Annotated in this window: 14 protein-coding genes; 4 read left to right on the plus strand and 10 right to left on the minus strand. The window is 70.8% G+C overall.

What is annotated here, in order from left to right; all coding sequences use genetic code 11:
* Window positions 1–52: 52 nt before the first annotated feature.
* Entirely contained in the window at window positions 53–3,229 is a 3,177-nt protein-coding gene (locus O3597_RS10805) for an amino acid adenylation domain-containing protein (RefSeq protein ID WP_281604053.1), read from the minus strand.
* Window positions 3,230–3,346: 117 nt separating this feature from the next.
* The gene (locus O3597_RS10810; protein ID WP_281604054.1) at window positions 3,347–3,859 is read right to left on the minus strand and encodes an HPP family protein; all 513 of its coding nucleotides are present in this window, start codon (window positions 3,857–3,859) and stop codon (window positions 3,347–3,349) included.
* A 427-nt stretch (window positions 3,860–4,286) separates the two neighbouring features.
* On the opposite strand from O3597_RS10810, the gene O3597_RS10815 reads away from it, so the two are divergent.
* The 3 genes from O3597_RS10815 (at window position 4,287) to O3597_RS10825 (ending at window position 6,254) form a co-directional block, all read left to right on the plus strand.
* Window positions 4,287–5,081, plus strand: coding sequence for a hypothetical protein (locus O3597_RS10815; protein WP_164446915.1), 795 nt, complete (start codon window positions 4,287–4,289; stop codon window positions 5,079–5,081).
* A gap of 68 nt (window positions 5,082–5,149) precedes the next feature.
* Window positions 5,150–5,713, plus strand: coding sequence for a DUF6529 family protein (locus tag O3597_RS10820; protein WP_164447359.1), 564 nt, complete (start codon window positions 5,150–5,152; stop codon window positions 5,711–5,713).
* Between the two features lie 25 nt (window positions 5,714–5,738).
* Entirely contained in the window at window positions 5,739–6,254 is a 516-nt protein-coding gene (locus O3597_RS10825; protein ID WP_281604055.1) for a Rieske (2Fe-2S) protein, read from the plus strand.
* 138 nt (window positions 6,255–6,392) lie between these two features.
* Here the strand turns inward: O3597_RS10825 and O3597_RS10830 are convergent, their stop codons facing one another.
* From O3597_RS10830 to O3597_RS10860, 7 genes are all read right to left on the minus strand, one after another.
* The gene (locus O3597_RS10830) at window positions 6,393–8,369 is read right to left on the minus strand and encodes a cellulase family glycosylhydrolase (protein ID WP_281604056.1); all 1,977 of its coding nucleotides are present in this window, start codon (window positions 8,367–8,369) and stop codon (window positions 6,393–6,395) included.
* A 207-nt stretch (window positions 8,370–8,576) separates the two neighbouring features.
* Window positions 8,577–9,260, minus strand: coding sequence for an urea ABC transporter ATP-binding subunit UrtE (gene urtE / locus O3597_RS10835; RefSeq protein ID WP_235944642.1), 684 nt, complete (start codon window positions 9,258–9,260; stop codon window positions 8,577–8,579).
* 8 nt (window positions 9,261–9,268) lie between these two features.
* A complete protein-coding gene (urtD, locus tag O3597_RS10840) occupies window positions 9,269–10,042 on the minus strand; it encodes an urea ABC transporter ATP-binding protein UrtD (RefSeq protein WP_281604057.1) in 774 nt (257 codons plus the stop codon).
* Window positions 10,039–11,208: an urea ABC transporter permease subunit UrtC gene (urtC, locus tag O3597_RS10845; protein ID WP_281604058.1), complete on the minus strand. Its 1,170-nt coding sequence runs from the start codon at window positions 11,206–11,208 to the stop codon at window positions 10,039–10,041. Before urtC ends, urtD begins: the two co-directional genes overlap by 4 nt.
* On the minus strand, window positions 11,205–12,092 hold the full coding sequence (urtB, locus tag O3597_RS10850; protein WP_164446921.1) for an urea ABC transporter permease subunit UrtB: 888 nt from the start codon (window positions 12,090–12,092) through the stop codon (window positions 11,205–11,207). Before urtB ends, urtC begins: the two co-directional genes overlap by 4 nt.
* A gap of 64 nt (window positions 12,093–12,156) precedes the next feature.
* Window positions 12,157–13,401 (minus strand): urea ABC transporter substrate-binding protein, encoded by a 1,245-nt coding sequence (urtA, locus tag O3597_RS10855; RefSeq protein WP_281604059.1) that lies wholly within the window; start codon window positions 13,399–13,401, stop codon window positions 12,157–12,159.
* 455 nt (window positions 13,402–13,856) lie between these two features.
* The gene (locus tag O3597_RS10860) at window positions 13,857–14,984 is read right to left on the minus strand and encodes a substrate-binding domain-containing protein (RefSeq protein ID WP_281604060.1); all 1,128 of its coding nucleotides are present in this window, start codon (window positions 14,982–14,984) and stop codon (window positions 13,857–13,859) included.
* A 97-nt stretch (window positions 14,985–15,081) separates the two neighbouring features.
* On the opposite strand from O3597_RS10860, the gene O3597_RS10865 reads away from it, so the two are divergent.
* Window positions 15,082–15,525: a MarR family transcriptional regulator gene (locus O3597_RS10865; RefSeq protein WP_164446923.1), complete on the plus strand. Its 444-nt coding sequence runs from the start codon at window positions 15,082–15,084 to the stop codon at window positions 15,523–15,525.
* A gap of 81 nt (window positions 15,526–15,606) precedes the next feature.
* On the opposite strand, the gene O3597_RS10870 is transcribed toward O3597_RS10865, so the two are convergent.
* Complete coding sequence (locus O3597_RS10870; RefSeq protein WP_281604061.1) at window positions 15,607–17,106, minus strand: hypothetical protein; 1,500 nt, start codon at window positions 17,104–17,106, stop codon at window positions 15,607–15,609.
* Between the last annotated feature and the right edge of the window lie 60 nt (window positions 17,107–17,166).

Consider the following 17,166-nt stretch of genomic DNA (forward strand, 5'->3'; position numbering starts at 1 on the left):
TGTGCGGTCGGGGTGGGTGCGGCACTCCCCACCCCGACCCGCAATTGCGGCCTCAGCCGCCGATATCTGCGAACATACGCTCCAGCTCCTCCGCGGGAATGGCCTCCAGCATGCGCTCCTCGATACGCGTCGCGAGCGCTTCCAGAACGGGTACCTCAAAGATGTCCTGAACTGCCAGGTCGACGCCGAACCGCATGCTGACCGCCGCGATCATCGGTACCGCACGCAGCGAGTGGCCACCCAGCTCGAAGAAGTTGTCGTCGAGACCGACCGACGGTACACCGAGGATCTCCTGCCAGATCTCGGCGACGGTCTGCTGGGTACCGGTCTCCGGCGGTCGGTGCGCGCCGCCGGCCGCCAGCTCCGGCGCGGGCAACGCCCGGAAGTCGACCTTGTTGTTCGGAGTCAGCGGGATGGTGGGAATCGTGACGTAGTGGGCCGGCACCATGACACTGGGCAACGCGGCCGCCACCCGGGCCCGCACCGCGGCGGGGTCGAAGGTGTGCCCCTCGGCCGGCACGACGTACGCGACTAGCGTGCGTCGCGTGCCGATCACCGGTGCGGTCACCACCGCGGCGGCGACCGACTCGTCATCGGCCACCGCGCTCTGGATCTCGCCGAGTTCGACCCGCAGCCCGTCGATCTTCACCTGGGTGTCCAACCGGCCGTGGAACTGGATGGTGCCGTCGGGCAGCCAGCGGCACCGGTCGCCGGTGCGGTAGAGCCGGTTCCCGTCGCCCGGGCGGAAGGTGTCCGGCAGGAACCGCTCGGCGTTGAGATCGGGGCGGTTGTGGTAGCCGAGCGCCACGCCGGGACCGCCGAGGTACAGCTCGCCCCACACGCCGACGGGTACCGGTTGGCCCAGCGGGTCGAGGATGTAGGCGGTGGTGTTGTGCATCGGCCGCCCGATCGGGATCGACGGCCAGTCCGGGTCCACGTAGGTGATCCGGTGGCTGACGCTGAAGGCGGTCACCTCGGTCGGCCCGTACCCGTTGACCATCGACACGTGTGGCAGCCGCTCCAGCACCTGACGGATGTGCGGCAGCGACAGGACGTCCCCGCCGGCCATGAACTGGCGCAGGTCGCGCAGGTCCTCCAGGTGGGTGTCGATGGTGAGGTTCGCCAGCGGTGCGACCAGCCAGAGGGTGTCCACTCCCTGCTCGCGGACGGTACGCGCGACCCGGGCCGGGGTCGGCACCCCGGGCGGCAGCAGCACCACCCGTCCGCCGTTGAGCAGCGGTCCGAAGATCTCCAGCGTGCAGGCGTCGAACGAGAGCGGGGATATCTGCAGGTAGCTGGTCCGCTCGTCGAGTTGGAGGATGTCCGTGTTGATGACCAGGCGGACGACCCCACGGTGGATCGTCTCGACTCCCTTCGGCCGGCCGGTCGAACCCGAGGTGTAGACGATGTAGGTCAGGTCGTCGGCGGTGTTGACGTTCACCGGGTTGTCGGTGGGCTGCGCGGCCAGCGACGCGGCGTCGGCGGGGTCGTCGAGCACGAGCACCGCGACGTCCTCGCCGACCGGCGCCAGTTCACGCAGCCGCTGCTGGGTGACCAGGAAGCGGGCCTGGGTGTCGGCCAGCATGAAGGCCAGCCGGTCCGTCGGGTACGCCGGGTCGAGGGGCACGTACGCGCCGCCGGACTTCAGCACCGCCACGACGGCGACCATGAGTTCGAGCGAGCGTTCCAGGCAGAGGGCGACCAGGGTGCCCCGCCCGACGCCACCGGCGCGCAGCCGGTGGGCGAGCCGGTTGGCCTGCTCGTTGAGCTCGCGGTAGGTCAGGTGTCGCCCCTCGATGGTGACCGCCCGGGCGTCCGGCGTGCGCAGCACCTGCTCCTCGAACAGCTCGTGCACGGTGACGTCCTGCGGGAACGGCGCGTCGGTGCGGTTGAACTCGTCGAGCAACCGGGCCCGCTCGGCATCGTCGAGGATGGCCAGTCGGTGCACCGCGGTGTCCGGATCGGCGACCGCGGCCCGCAGCAGGTTCACGTAGTGGCCGAGCATCCGCTCGGTGGTCGTCGGGTCGAACAGGTCGGCCCGCCAGGTCAGGGTGAGCCGGGTGCCGCCCGGGTCGGGCTGGGCCAGCAGCGCCAGGTCGGGCAGGGTGGCCGCGGCCGGTACGAGGGTCTGCGCCAGCACCGTCAGCTCGCCGAAGCAGTCGGTCGCGGCGGTGGCCCGGCGGGCGGTGAACGCCGCCTGGAACAGCGGGCTGCGGGCCGGATCGCGAGGTGGACGTACCTCCTCGACCAGCGTCTCGAACGGCAGCGGCTCGGGGGTGTCGGATGGGGCGCACAGCGCGGCGAACGGGGTGTGCTCGTCGGTCTCGCTGCGCAGCACCCGCCAGGTCGCCACCGGTCCGACCAGGCCGGCGGTGTCCGGCGTCCGACGCTCGTCGCTGACACCCAGTGCCAGCACCGGTTGGCCGGACCAGCGGTGCAGCAGGGACTGGAAGCACGCCCGCAGCACGTCGGCCGATGCCACGCCGAGCCGGGCGGCCAGGTTCTCCACCTGCTCGTGCAGCACCGGCGGCAGCCGCAGGTCGGCGGTGCCGGCCGCGTAGTGAGGCTGTGCCGGACGGATCCGGTCGGTCGGCAGCTCCAGCGGGGCGACGTCGGCGAGGTACTCCCGCCAGGCGGCGCCGGCGACCACCCGGGCCGCCTCCGCCGCGGCGCGTTCCCGCTGCGCGAAACCGGCGAACTCGTCCCGGACGGTGGTGTCGGCCGGTCCGGACGGTTCGGCGAGCCGGGCCCGGTAGGCCGCACCGAGGCGGGCGACGACGAGCGTGAGGGAGGCCGGGTCCACCACGGCACGGTGGGCGATCAGCAGGAGCAGGTGTTCGTCGGCCGCCAGGCGCAGCAGTTCGGCGCGGATCAGCGGGCCACGGCCGAGGTCGAACCGGGTCTCGGTGGCCCGCCCGACGGCTCGCCGGACCGCCTCCTCCCGTTCGGTGTCCGACAGCCCGGACAGGTCCGCGCCGGCCAGCGCCGCCGGAACCGGTGCCGCCGACCGCCGGTCGGCCCGGCCCTGGGCGGTGCCGATCGCCAGGCCGAGCACGGCTTCGGCGGCGACCACGTCACCGAGCGCGGCGGCGAGCGTGGCCGCCCGCAGCGGCCCACGCAGCCGCACCTGCTCCACCAGCACCTCTACCGGCGCGTCCACGTACTGATCGATGAACCAGGACCTCTCCTGCCCGAGCGACAGGCTCGGTTCGGTCTCCCCCTGCTGCATCTGCTCGTCACTCCCGTCTCGACATGCGGTGGTCATACATACGGAATGGAAGGTCAACGTGGACACGACGATGCGGCCTGTCCCTGCCTGTCGGGTGCCACCCGCCGGCCGGTCTGCTCACTCCTCGGCAGCGATCACCTCCCGGCGGGTAGGCACCGAGGAGACCGGGTAGGAACCGGCGGAGTGCGCGTTGTGGAAGGCCATCGCGATGCCCAGCAGGATCACGCAGCCGAGCAGGACAGGTACGAAGAGGAACAGCCACCCGGGTTGGGCCAGCATCACCAGTACGGTGTCGCCGCCGGCCGGCGGGTGGAACGACCGGGTCAGTCCCATCAGGGCCATGGCCAGGCCGACCGCGGCGGCGATCGTCCACGGGGCGTTTCCCAGCACGCGTACGCCGAGCAGGCCGACCACGGTGCAGATCGTGTGTCCACCGAGGACGTTGCGTGGATGGGCGAACGGTGCGTGCGGCGCCCCGAAGATCATCATGCAGGTGGAGCCCAGCGGAGCGATCAGCAGGGGCGTACCGACCAGCAGCGCGATGGAGCCCACCGCTCCGATGCCCAGGGTGCCCCCCACCCCGGCGAGCACCGCCGTCCGAGGCGGCCACGGGCGTCCGACTCCACGCACCAACGACCGTACGACAAGCACGCGCTTCCCCCAGCCATGCCTTGATGTTGCCGTCGCGTTAACGAAACCGCGCCCGAGAGGGCTCTCGATCCCACGAAATCCGACCCACGGAGCGGACGCCGGCCCGCCCTCCAGCCTTCGATTGGCACCCCGGACAGCTCGACTACCAGGCAAGACATTGGCTCCGCGGCCCCCGTACCGGCGGATCCAACGACCGGAAGCTTATCGCTTTGGATGCATCCTGTCACTGGATGACATGTGACATGGAAGTGACATTCGCCGATGTTGCCGATTACGGTTATCCCACGCGAGGGACGAGAAAACATGGCCTAACCGGGCACTGGCGACATCCCGCGAGAGGTTTCCTGGCGCCTGATTGAACCCATCCACCACCTCCGCCCGTACCTCTGTGCGAAGGGAGTGGCCCATGAAGCGCCTGACCCCGTTGCTCACCCTCCTGTCGGGGGCGGTGACGGCTGCCGTGCTGTTCACGATGAGTGCACAGGCATCCCCGCCGGGCACCCAACCCGCCGCCGGCGGCGGTGCGCCGGCCGCCGCGCCGGCCCCACCCGCCGACGCGGCGGCGGACGCCGACGCCGAGGCGGACCCCGACGCGGCTGCGCCCGACGAGGAACCGAGCGACGCCGACGCCCGCCGACCGGCCGGCACCTCGCCACCGACGGACCCGGACAGCTCGTCGGCCGGCACCGAGGTGACGTCGGTCGAGCAGAACTGGATCGGTGAACTCGAGAACGGGGCCACCATCGCCATCACCGTCAAGGACGGCAAGGCCGAGGCGTACGTCTGCGACGGTCGGAGCATGGAGCTGTGGCTGTCCGGCACGGTGCGCGACGGCAAGATCGAGCTGACCGGCAAGGACGCGAAGCTGACCGGCGTCATCCGGGGCGACCGCGCCAGCGGCGAGATGATCGTCGGCGTACGGCGTTGGAAGTTCACCGCCCGACCCGACGACACGTCGACCGACGAGGCGGTGGTGAAGTCCGGCTCGGGCACCGCGCCGGCGATCTACCGGGTGACCGACGAGACCCGTAAGGCCGGCTTCGACGGCGGCTGGATCATGCTGCCCGACGGCACCCAGATCGGCATCGTCACCTGGAACGGCAAGCCCATTCCGGCTCCACCGCTGGACCCCGCCTTCAACAGCACGGTGGTCGACGGCGTAACCCTCGTCGCCGAACCGGTCATCCCCGGGGCGCGGTGATGTCCCAGCATCGGCAGGGCGGGGCACGCACCGTGCCCCGCCGGGCCTCCGAGCCCACCATCGAGGTGATGCGCGACTTCGGGGCCCCGCCGCCGAGCCCACCGAGACGGCGGCCCTCGCTGCTGGTGCCGCTTGTCGTCGGGGCCGGGGTGGCGGTGGCGCTGGGCGTCTACGGACGCACCCACACTCCCACCGGCATCGCCGTGAACGTGGCCGGCTTCTCCTCGCCGCTGACGGTGAAGGTGTGGCTCGGCACCGGGGCGGCGTTCTTCGCCGTCATCCAACTGCTGTCCGCGCTGGCGATGTGGGGTCGGCTCGGTGGCTTCTCCCCGTCCTGGGCCGGCGCGGCGCACCGCTGGTCGGGGCGGATCGCGTTCCTGCTCACCGTGCCCGTCGCGGTGCACTGCCTCTACGCGCTCGGCTTCGCCGACTACGACACCCGTACGCTGCTGCACTCCCTGCTGGGCTGCTTCTTCTTCGGGGCGTTCGCCACCAAGATGCTGACCCTGCCCAAGCGGGGCCTCGCCGGTTGGGTGCTCCCCACGGTCGGCGGGGCCGTGTTCGTCGCCCTGATCGGTGTCTTCCTGACCTCCTCGGTCTGGTACTTCACCACGTTCGGCATCCAGTTCTGATCCCCGGAAAGGCGAGGCACCGCAGATGAACCACGAGCAGGCTGGCTGCTGCCGGTCGCGACGCGCCCTGCTGGCCGGTACCGGCGCGGTGGGCGTGGCCGCGTTGGCCGGTTGCGCGACGTACGGTCAGCCGACAGCGGCGCCACCGGCCGCACCGCCCGCCGGCACCGCCGGTGCCGCCGACCCGTCGGGCACCTCCGGTGCCGATCCCTCCGGCACCGCCACCCCGGGCGACGACGGCGCGGACGCCGGTCCACCGGCACTGGCCACCCTCGCCGACATCCCGGTCGGTGGCGGCGCGATCTTCGCCGACGCCGGCGTGGTGGTGACCCAGCCGACCGACGGGATCATCAAGGCGTACTCGGCGACCTGCACCCATCAGGGCTGCACGGTGACCTCGGTCTCCGACGGCACCATCGTCTGCGCCTGCCACAACAGCGTGTTCGACATCGCCGACGGCTCGGTACGCAGTGGCCCGGCGGGGGCGCCGCTGCCCGCCGCGAACGTCACCGTCGACGGTGACGCCATCCGGTTGGCCTGACCCGACGCTCGGCGATGCGAACGCGGTGACGCGGCCCACCCAGGCCCGGGCCGCGCGGGGCCGTCCGAGGTGGCGTCACGCCCCCGGACGGCCCCTGCTCCACCCACGATCCGCAGGTGGAGCAGGGGACGCGGCCGGTCAGGACGCGGTGCAGGTCAACCCGGAGGGCGTACCCGATCCGCTGCCGGTCAGCCCGAACGTGGTGCTGGCGTCGGCGGCGAGCTGCCCGTTGTAGGGCTCGTTGCGCACCGTCACCGTGGTGCCGGAGGTGGTGAGCCGGCCGTTCCACAGTGACGCGATCGTGGTGCCGGCGGGGGCGGTCCAGGTGACCGTCCAGCCGGAGATGGCCGCCGTACCGGTGTTACGGACGGTCACCTCCGCCTGGTAGCCACCCTGCCACGAACTGGTGACCCGGTACGTCGCGGCACAGCCGGCGTCACCGTTGCCGTTGCCGGCGGGGGTGGTGACGGTCAGCGCCGGCGAGGCCGCCGACACGTTGCCGGCCGCGTCGCGGGCCCGCACGGTGAAGGTGTAGCTGGTCGAGGCGCTCAGCCCGGTCGCCCGGTAGGTGGTCCCGGAGACCGTGCCGACCACGGTGGCCGCCCCGGATCCGGTGGCCCGCAGCACCTCGTACGAGGTGACACCCACGTCGTCCGTGGCCGCCGCCCAGTTCAGCGTTGCCGAGGTGGCGGTCACGTCGGTGGCGGTCGGCCGTCCGGGGGCGGTCGGCGCGGTGGTGTCGCCGGGGCCGGGCCCGCCGGCGTAGCGCTCGGCGAGGCTCATGCCGGTGGTGGAGTCGGTGCCGCCGAGGCGCACCTGGTGGTCGAGGCCGACGAACTTGCCGTTGTGCTGCCACAACGCGGGCTTGAGCATCTGGTTGTACTTCGTCTCGTCCCAGCTGGCCCAGTCGTCCAGCAGCAGACCCCCGGTGTCACCGGAGTTGGGGTTGAGGCACCAGAAGGTGTGGTGAATACCGTTCTCGATCATCAGGTCGCGCAGCGCGGCCATCCAGCGGTCCTGCCGGTCGTCCTGCCCCAGCCGGCCACCCCACTCCCCGACCAGCAGCGGCGCGATGTTCTGCTCGTGGATGTAGAACCAGTTCGGCCGCCACACGTCGTTGGTCAGCGAGTCCTTGTCGAAGTCGCCCTCGAACCACGGCTGCTCGTACACCAGCGGTCCGTAGTCGTGCGGCGAGTAGACGAGTTGGTCCTGCTGGGCACCGAGGTTGACCGGGTGCTCGGCAACGCCGCGCAGGTTGCCGCCCCACCAGTTGTAGTGGTAGTTGGGGCTGCGGTCGGGGTTGGTGTTCGGCGAGTTCCAGGTGGCACCGGCGCGCGGGTAGATCTCGATGCCCTCGCAGAGGATCAGCAGGTTCGGGTTGATGGCCAGGATCCGCCGGCCCGCCGTCTCGCACGCGTACTTGAAGTTGTCCTGGTCGGTGCTGGAGTCCCACTTGGCCCGCTGGGGATCGTTCGGAGTCCCGTGCGGCTCGTTCTTGATGTCCATCGCGACGATGGTGTCGTTCGTCCGGTAGCGGGTGGTGATCCACTCCCAGCCCTGGAAGAACAGTTCCGGGGTGACGCTGCCCTTCCACCACACCGGATAGACGTGGCCGGAGTTGTCCGCCTCGGCGCTGTGCACGTCGAGCATGACCTTCAGCCCGTACTTCTCGCACAGGGCGAGCCAGTGGTCGAAGACCTGGAGGTTGTTCAGGCCCTCCAGCTCCGGGTTGACGTACGTGTTGACGTTCGGCCGGATCGTCTGCCCGGCCTTCCACTCCAGCAGCAGTTGCGTGGAGATGGGCACCCGGACGATGTTGATGCCGCGCTGGGCCATCTGGCGGGTTATCGATTCGAGGTTGCCCGACCACAGGCCGTGGAAGACCCGCTCGCTGGCGTTGAAGCCGAACCAGTTCGCCCCGGTGAGCCAGACCTGGTTGCCGGCCTCGTCGACGATCCGGTTGCCGTCGGTGTGCAGCCAGTCGGCGGTCGGCGCGGCGGCGACGGCCGGAGCACCGACCGTCGGCGCCGCCGTCGCGGCGGGCGCGGCGGCGGCCAGGCCGAGCAGAGCCACGGCCACCGTCGCGGCGGCCTGAAGTTTTGTACGTGCAGACATGCGACTTCCTCTGTGGTGGGTGAGGGAGCGAGCACGTCGAGAAACAGTCCTGCCCAGGGACCGTGGGAGCGCTTCCAGACCCACCTTAGGCGGTCGACCCCGACAACGGAAGGCCCACCCCCGACCTCGCCGATCTTGCACTTTCCGTCGCCACAAAAGCCGCGACAAGGGGCATCTCGGCGACCGAAAGTGCAAGATCGCGGGGGGTCAGACCGCGAGCGCCTCCCGGACGGTGTGTTCGGCGGTGGCGCCGCCGTCGCCGGCGGAGGTGACGCGGCCGGACTCCAGGACGTGGTAGCGGTCGGCGACCCGCAGCGCGAAGCCGAGGTGCTGCTCGACCAGGAGCACACTGAACCCGCTCTGGGCGATGAGTGCGACGATCCGGTCCTGGATCTCGGTCACCACCGACGGCTGGATGCCCTCGGTCGGTTCGTCGAGCATCAGCAGCCGTGGTCGGGTGATGAGTGCCCGGGCGATGGCCAGCTGCTGACGCTGGCCGCCGGAGAGCAGCCCGGCCCGGCGACGCAGCAACGGACGCAGCGCCGGGAACAGGTCCAGCACCTCGGCCGTGGCCGTCGCGCCGTCCCGGCGACCGTCGGCGACCAGGCGCAGGTTCTCCGCCGCGGTCAGGTGCGGGAAGCACTGCTGCCCCTGCGGCACGTACGCGATTCCCCGGGCGACCCGCTCGTGCGGAGCCAGCCGGGTGATGTCCTCGCCGTCCAGCTCGACCCGGCCGGCGGTCGGACGCAGCAGGCCGGCGGCCACCCGCAGCAGGGTGGACTTGCCGGCTCCGTTGTGGCCCAGCACCGTGGCGACCCCGTCGTCGGGCACCGTCACGTCGACGCCGTGCAGCACCCGGCTGCGCCCGTAACCGGCGTGCACGCCGCGCATCGCGAGCATCATGCCTCCGTGTGCGTCGGGGCCGACCCGGCGTCGACCGGGTGACCGAGGTAGACCTCCTGCACGCGTGGGTCGGCCTGTACCTGCGCGACGGTGCCCTCGCTGAGCACCTTGCCGGCGTGCAGCACGGTGACGGTACGCGCGAAGCGACGCAGGAAGTCCATGTCGTGCTCGATCACCACCACCGTGCGGTCCTGGCTCACTTTCTCCAGCAGCTGCCCGGTGGCGTCGCGTTCCTCGTGGCTCATGCCGGCGACCGGCTCGTCGAGCAGCAGCAGCCGGGTGTCCTGCACCAGCAGCATGCCGATCTCCAGCCACTGCTTCTGCCCGTGGGCGAGGGTGCCGGCGAGCTGGTCGGCGCGGCTCGCCAGGCCGATCACGTCGAGGGCCTCGGCCACCTCGTCGGGCACGCCGTGGCGGCGGCGCAGCAACGTCGCCCAGCCGCGCCGGGCCCCGGCGGCGATGTCGAGGTTCTGCAACACGGTCAGCTCCTCGAACACCGTCGAGGTCTGGAAGGTGCGGCCGACGCCGAGCCGGCTGATCCGGTGCACCGGCCGGCCGAGCAGTTCCCGGTCGCCGAAACGCACCGAGCCGGTGGCCCGGACCAGGCCGGTGACCGCGTCCACCAGGGTGGTCTTGCCGGCGCCGTTGGGCCCGATCAGGAACCGGATGTCGCCGGGGGCGACATCGAGGGACACCCCGTCGACGGCGGTGAACCCGTCGAAGCTGACCCGCAGGTCACGCACGTAGAGCCCGTGCAACTGCCCGGTCATGCCGCCCCCTCCCGCCGCCGAGGTCGAAATCGACTCAGTCGACTCGGGCGGGGTTCGCCGTCGTCGCGGCGGCGGGCCAGACCGATCAGCGAGGCCAGGCCGCCGGGCAGGAACGCCACCACCACCACGAACAGCAGGCCCTGGAGGTACGTCCAGGTGCCCGGGAAGCGCTCCGACAGGGCGGTACGCGCCCACGCCACCGCGACCGCACCGAGTACCGGGCCGAGCAGCGTGGCGCGCCCGCCGATGGCGACGCCGATTACGAACTCGATGGACGGCACGATCCCGATCAGGGCCGGGGAGATGATGCCCACCGCCGGCACGAACAGCGCGCCGGCCAGCCCGGCCATGCCGGCGGCGACCACGTACGCGACGAGCTTGACGGTGGCCGGGTCGTAGCCGAGGAAGCGGACCCGCTCCTCCGAGTCGCGCACGGCCACCAGCAGCTCGCCGTAGCGGCTCTGCATCAGGTGCCGGGCCAGGGCCAGCAGGGCCAGCAGCGTGCCGGCGATGATGAAGTAGACCATCCGCTGGTTGACCGGGTCGTCCAGGTCGTAGCCGAAGAAGCCCTGGATGTCGGTGAGCCCGTTGGTGCCGCCGGTGGTGCCCTGCTGGCCGATCAGCAGGATCACCATGGCGGCGGCGAGGGCCTGGCTGAGGATGGCGAAGTAGGCGCCGCGCACCCGACGGCGGAACACCAACGACCCGAGTACGAAGGCGACCGCCATCGGCAGCAGCACCGTGGCGGGCAGGGCGAACCACGGGCTGGCGAACGGCCGCCACCACAGCGGCAGCTCGTCCAGTTGCCCGTACAGCATCATGAAGTCGGGCATGGTGCCCGGCCCCGCGTCGGCGAGCTTGAGATGCATGGCCATCGCGTAGCCGCCGAGGCCGAAGAAGACGCCCTGGCCGAGGGTGAGCATGCCGCCTCGGCCCCAGGCCAGGCCGATGCCGACCGCGACCATGGCCACGCAGAGGTACTTCGCCAGCAGGGAGAGCCGGAAGTCCGACAGCAGCAGCGGCGCGACGGCGAAGAGCAGGGCCGCGCCGAAGGCGAATCCGACGGCGGCCCGGTAGCGGTGCCGGGACGGTCCGGCCGCCGGTCTGGTCGGTGGTGCCGGCGCCGGGTCGGTGGCGGCGACGGGATCTCGGGCGACGGTGGTCATGCCAGACTCCTGGTACGCAGGGTGAACAGGCCCTGGGGTCGCCACTGGAGGAACGCGACGATGGCGATGAAGACCATCACCTTGGCGACGCTGAGGGTGGTGAGGTACTCGCCGGTCGCCTGGAGCACGCCGAGGGCGAAGGCGACGATGACGGTGCCCTTGAGCTGGCCGATCCCGCCGACCACGACGACCAGGAAGGCGTCGATGATCAGGTTGGTGCCCATGGTGGGACCGATCGGCCCGAGCAGGGTGAGGGCCACTCCGGCGATGCCGGCCAGGCCGGAGCCGATGAAGAAGGTCATCCGGTCGACCCGGGCGGTGGGGATGCCGGAGACAGCCGCCAGGTCCCGGTTCTGCACGACGGCCCGGATCCGGCGCCCCAGCGGGGTGACCCGCAGGGCGAGGGTCAACGCGACGACCGCGCCGCCGGCCAGGGCGAGGATGAACAACCGGTTGTTGGCCACCGTGATGCCGCCGGGCAGCGCGATGTTTCCGGTGAGCAGCTCCGGGGCGCGGGTCTGCACGTTGGGGCTGCCGAAGATGTCTCGGGCGAGCTGTTGCAGGATCAGCGACACCCCCCAGGTGACCAGCAGGGTGTCCAGCGGGCGGGCGTAGAGGCGGCGGATCAGCAGCATCTCCAGCAGCACACCCATCGCGCCGGCCACCACGAAGGCGACCGGCAGGGCGATCAGCAGTGACCAGCCGGCCGCGGTGATGACCTGTTGCAGCACGTAGGTGGTGTAGGCGCCGGCCATGATGAACTCGCCGTGGGCCATGTTGATGACGCCCATCTGGCCGAAGGTCAGGGCCAGGCCGAGGGCGATGAGCAGCAGCACCGCCCCGATGCTGACGCCGGTGAAGAGTTGGCCGATGAGAACTGTCACGGTGCGTTCTCCGAACTGCTGGTGGGTGCGGGCCCGGGCGGGAGCGCCGCCCGGGCCCGCCGGGTCAGCTCAGGCCGCCGGCCCACGGGTAGCTCTTGAGGTACGGGTCGGGGGTGATCGGTTCGCCGGAGTTCCAGACCTCCGTGATCAACCCGTCCGCACCGACCTTGCCGACGCGCGCCGTCTTGGCGATGTGCTGGGTCGCGCCGTCCACGGTGACCAGCCCCTCGGGCGCCTCGAAGGTGATGCCGTCGGAGGCCTCCCGGACCTTCTCCACGTCGAAGGTGCCGGCCTTCTCGACCATCGCCTTCCACAGGTAGACCGAGACGTAGGCGGCCTCCATCGGGTCACTCGTCGGCTTGTCCGCCCCGTACTTGGCCTTGTACGCCGCGACGAACTTCTCGTTCGCCGCCCCGGGCGTGGTCTGGTAGTAGTTCCAGGCGGTGAGCTGGCCCTCCAGGTACTGGGTGCCGATGCTCTTGACCTCCTCCTCGGCGATCGACACCGACACCACCGGCATGCTGGCGGCGGTCAGCCCGGCCGACTTGTACTCCTTGAAGAACGCCACGTTGCTGTCACCGTTGAGCGTGTTGAAGACCGCGTCCGCGCCGGAGGACTTCACCTTGTTCGTGATGGTGCCGAACTCGGTGGAGCCCAGCGGGGCGTAGTCCTCGCCCAGCACCTTCATCCCGTTGGCCTCGGCGTACGCCTTGATGATCTTGTTTGCGGTGCGCGGGAAGACGTAGTCGGAGCCGACCAGGTAGAGCGAGGTCGCGCCCTGGGCCTTGAGGTAGTCCAGGCCGGGGACGATCTGCTGGTTCGTCGTGGCCCCGGTGTAGAAGATGTACGGCGACTGCTCCAGACCCTCGTACTGCACCGGGTAGAACAGCAGCGCCTTGTTCTTCTCGAACACCGGCTTGACGGCCTTGCGGCTGGCCGAGGTCCAGCAGCCGAAGACGGCCGCCACGCGGTCCTCGCGGATCAGCTTCTCGGCCTTCTCGGCGAAGGTCGGCCAGTCCGAGGCGCCGTCCTCGCCGACAGGTTCGATCTTCTTGTCGAGTACGCCGCCGGCGGCGTTGATCTCCTCGATCGCCAGCATGATCGCATCGCGGACGGTGACCTCGCTGATGGCCATCGTGCCGGAGAGGGAGTTGAGCAGGCCCACCTTCACGGTGTCGCCGGAGACATCGGCGGCGACTCCCGCCGAGGTGTTCCCGTCGGTGGTCTTGCTGCCGCACGCGGCCAGCGCGGCCGCGGCGACCAGGGTCATGGCACCCGCCAGGATGCGGCGGCCCCGGATCAGTGTCATCAAATCTCCCTGCGTCGCGCGTGTGACGTCAGTCAGTGCCCGGGAACGGTCGTCGGCCCCGAGTCGAAGTGCGGATCTGTCTAACTGCGGTGCGGTCCATCGGAACGTTGGCGCTGCCCGGTACGGCGGGTGGACACCGACCCGGGCGGCGATTCGAATATCGGGCAGGGAAAGCTTCGATCCGTTTCATTGCACGGATGTTTCCCGGTCCTCAATAGAGTGTTTCCGCTGGCCCGACCGTGCTGATGAGGGCACGAAAAATGCCGGCGCATCGCCGAGGAGAATCGGCGGAATGGCACCGGCACACGATTTTCAGCCGCATTCGGCTGCACTTTTCCGTCCATCGCCGGACGGTGGTGATATCCGACGCGACGATCGGATGCTTCACGTAGGAAGTATCTTGGCCGCCGGCCGACGAACCTGTCAAGACACGGTCCGGTCACGCCCGGCGGAGATCACAGTTCGGTCAGGACGGTGAAGTCCAGGCCGTCGGCCTCGGCCAGGTAGATGCGCTGGCGCACGTGCCGGCGACGCAGCCGCAACTCGCCGCGCGGTCCGTCGTAGGTCACCACGCCGGCGGAGGCCTCCACCGCCCGTACGTCGAGCGTGCCAGCCTTGGCGATAAGCGCGGCCAGCAACATCACGCCCTCGTAGCAGGACTCCCCCAGGCTGCCCAGCGGCGGTGCCTCCAGCCCGAAGCGACGACCGAAGCTGCCGTGGAAGTCCAGATTCTCCTGTGTCACCAGGCCGGCGAAGAAACCCGCCGCGCTGAACAACCCCCGGGTGTTGGCGGCGCCGCTGGCCAGCAGCATGTTCTCGTCCATCAGGGTGCTCAGGCGCAGGCACCGCTGGTCCAGACCGGCCCGCGCGAACGCCCGGTTGAACCGCACCGCGTCCGCGCCCACGAGCAGCATGAGCACCGCGTCGGCGTCGCTGTGTTCGACGCGCCGCAGCACCTCGGTGTAGTCGTGGGTCTCCAGCGGCAGGAAGTGCTGGCCGACCACCCGCCCGCCGCTGCGCAGCGCGTACCGGTGCGCCGCCCGGGTGGTCCGACGTGGCCAGACGTAGTCGTTGCCGACCACGAACCAGCGCCGCACCCCCAGATCCCCGGCGAGCACCCGCATCGCCGGCCACAGCTGCGCGTCCGGCGTCTCGCTGGTCAGGAAGACACCCTCGGTACGCTCGCCCCCCTCGTACAGGGCGGTGTAGACGTACGGCACCCGGTGCGCGATGCGCGGCGCCACCGCCTGGCGCACCGAGGAGATGTGCCAGCCGGTGACGCCCTGCACCGCGCCCACCGACACCAGCGCCTCGACCTCGGCGGCCACCTCGGCCGGCGGGGCCCCGCCGTCGACCGGCACCAGCCGCAGCTCCCGGCCGAGTACGCCGCCACGCCGGTTGAGTTCCTCGATCGCGAGCTGCGCGCAGAGTTCACAGCTCGGACCGAACATGCCCGCCGGCCCACGCATCGGGTACACCAACGCGATGCTGACCACGCCCCGGTCGACGGTCAGCCAGGACGCCCCGGCGGCGATGCTCTCCCCTGCCTGCGGGCGTCCGGACCCTGGTGCCGGCGCGGACATGAACACATGGTGGCCGCCGCCGCTGGTGGAAGACCAGCCCTCCCAGCCAGCGGGACATCTCGGTACGATGACAACGCATCAGCGAGGCGGGAGTGCCATGTCAGACCTTCCCGGTTCCGCAGCCGACCTGCTACCCCTGCTCACCCGCGCCGAGCGGCTGCTCTCGCGCCGGGTCGGCGGGGTGCTCGCCGCCGAGTCGCTCACCATCGAGGCGTGGCGGGTGCTCTGCCTGCTCGCCGACGGTCTCGGGCACCCGATGAGCGAGGTCGCCGCCGAGGCGTCGCTGCCGCCCGGCACGCTGACCAAGCTGGTCGACCAGCTCGTCGACCGTAACCTCGTCTTCCGCCGCGTCGATCCGATCGACCGGCGTCGCATCCGCGCCTACCTCACCGTCCGAGGTCGCCGCGAGCACGAGCGCCTCTCCGCACGGATCCGCGACGAACTGGCCGAACTACCCGGTGACGCCGACCTGGCGGCACGCCTCGACGAGCTGATCCGGCACCTCGATCCGAAGCGCCGGCACGTCCCGGTCGGCTCCTGAACGCGCTCGACCGCGGAAACGACGACGGTTCGGGCAGCCACGGCGGCCAGACCACCAGACCGACCGGCCACACGAGCGGGCTCAGAAGTGACCGAAGCTGCTCGGCCAGGTGGTGGCGTGCCGGGTCGACGACCGGGAATCCGACGTCCGTGGTGCCGGCGCAGGCCACGGGTCGGGGCGACTGTTGCGTCGTGCGACGGTCCGGAAGTGCTCGTGCTCGTAGAGATAGGACTGCGTGGCGAGGATGGCGCGTAGCCGGGTGCCGTCGGGGTCCTCACGGTCGTACCGCTCGAACTGCTCGGTGAGGAAGAGCACCGGCAGCGCCGATTCGTCGTCATCCTCGGGCAGGTACCCCGCGTCGACCACGGCCGCCACCGCCTCGGGCACCAGCGTGGCCGCGTGCGTCAGGAGCGCCCTTCGCATCGCCCGGCGGCAGAAGTCGTCGTCCAGAGAGGAGCCCGAGGGGCCAAGGTCGCGCAGGGACCGGCGCACGGATGCGGCCACGTCGTCCGGCAGATCCGTCTCCAGGACGTGCAGAACCCGATCGATGATGGCCTTCTCCTCGACCTGCAACTCGTCGAGGACGTCCTCGTCCGCGCTCCCCCACTCGCTGGCGAAGCACGCCAGTTGCAGCACCCGCCCCTCCGGATCGGCCTCGCGGTAGGCCGCGAACTGCCGGGTGAGGAGCAGGAAGAGGGGCAGCCAGGCGGGGTGAGCCGGCCGGTGCCCGGCGGCACGGACCGCGGCGGTCGCCTCGGTGTCGCCGAGCATGGCCTGCTTACAGACCACGGCGACACCATCTCGGGCAGACAGCTCCCGCAACGCACGGCGACACCGGTCGTGGACCTCCTCCGGCAGCCAGGTGTCGAGACACTTCAGCAGCCGCTGGGCCAGGACGGCCTGGTCGAACGCCGGCAGCAGATCGAGCCGGTCCTTGACAAGCGGCAGCAGAACCAGGTTGACGTCTCCGGGATCGGCGGACGGGCGGGGCAGATGGGGGTTGGCGCAGACGATCCGCAGCAACGCGGTCGGCTCGCCCCCGTACCACAGGTTGCACAGGGTTTCGTGGCCGGGCGGTGCCGCGCCGACGTAGGTCGAGTCCAGCCGCGCCCGCGACCGGAACTCGATTTCCAGGGCGTCCAGCAGCCCGGGCTGGTCGGTGACCGACATCAGCTCGGCCAGCCGTCGGCGCAGTTCGAGATCGGGGAACGCGAGCGCGGCCTGCACCAGCCGCCGTACGTACGGGTCGCCCTCGTAGAGGCCTTGCGGCGGGTCGGCGGCGGTCTGCGGAAGGCAGGCGGTCAACCGCACCCGCGGAAGGTACCCGGATGTGGGGTCGGGTTCGAGCAGGAACTCCAGCACCGGAGCGACCTGCTCCGGCCGCTCGTGATTGCCGAACCTGAAGTACGCGTCGCTCAGCAAGAACCACGCACCACGCCAGACCCGGTCGCGACCGGCGCCACCGGCCGCCCACCACCGGTCGATTCTGGCCCGGGCGTGGGCGTTGCCCGCAAGGGCGTCGGCCAGCACGTACTGGCCACGCCTGGGACTGTGGAACGGTCTGCGCCAGCGACGAAGCATCACTCCATTATGCGCGGTCCGCTACTGCCCGTAACCAGGCGGGAAACGCACGGGATCGAC

The sequence above is a fragment of the Verrucosispora sp. WMMA2044 genome, from assembly GCF_027497155.1.
GTDB classification, from domain to species: Bacteria; Actinomycetota; Actinomycetes; order Mycobacteriales; family Micromonosporaceae; genus Micromonospora; species Micromonospora palythoicola.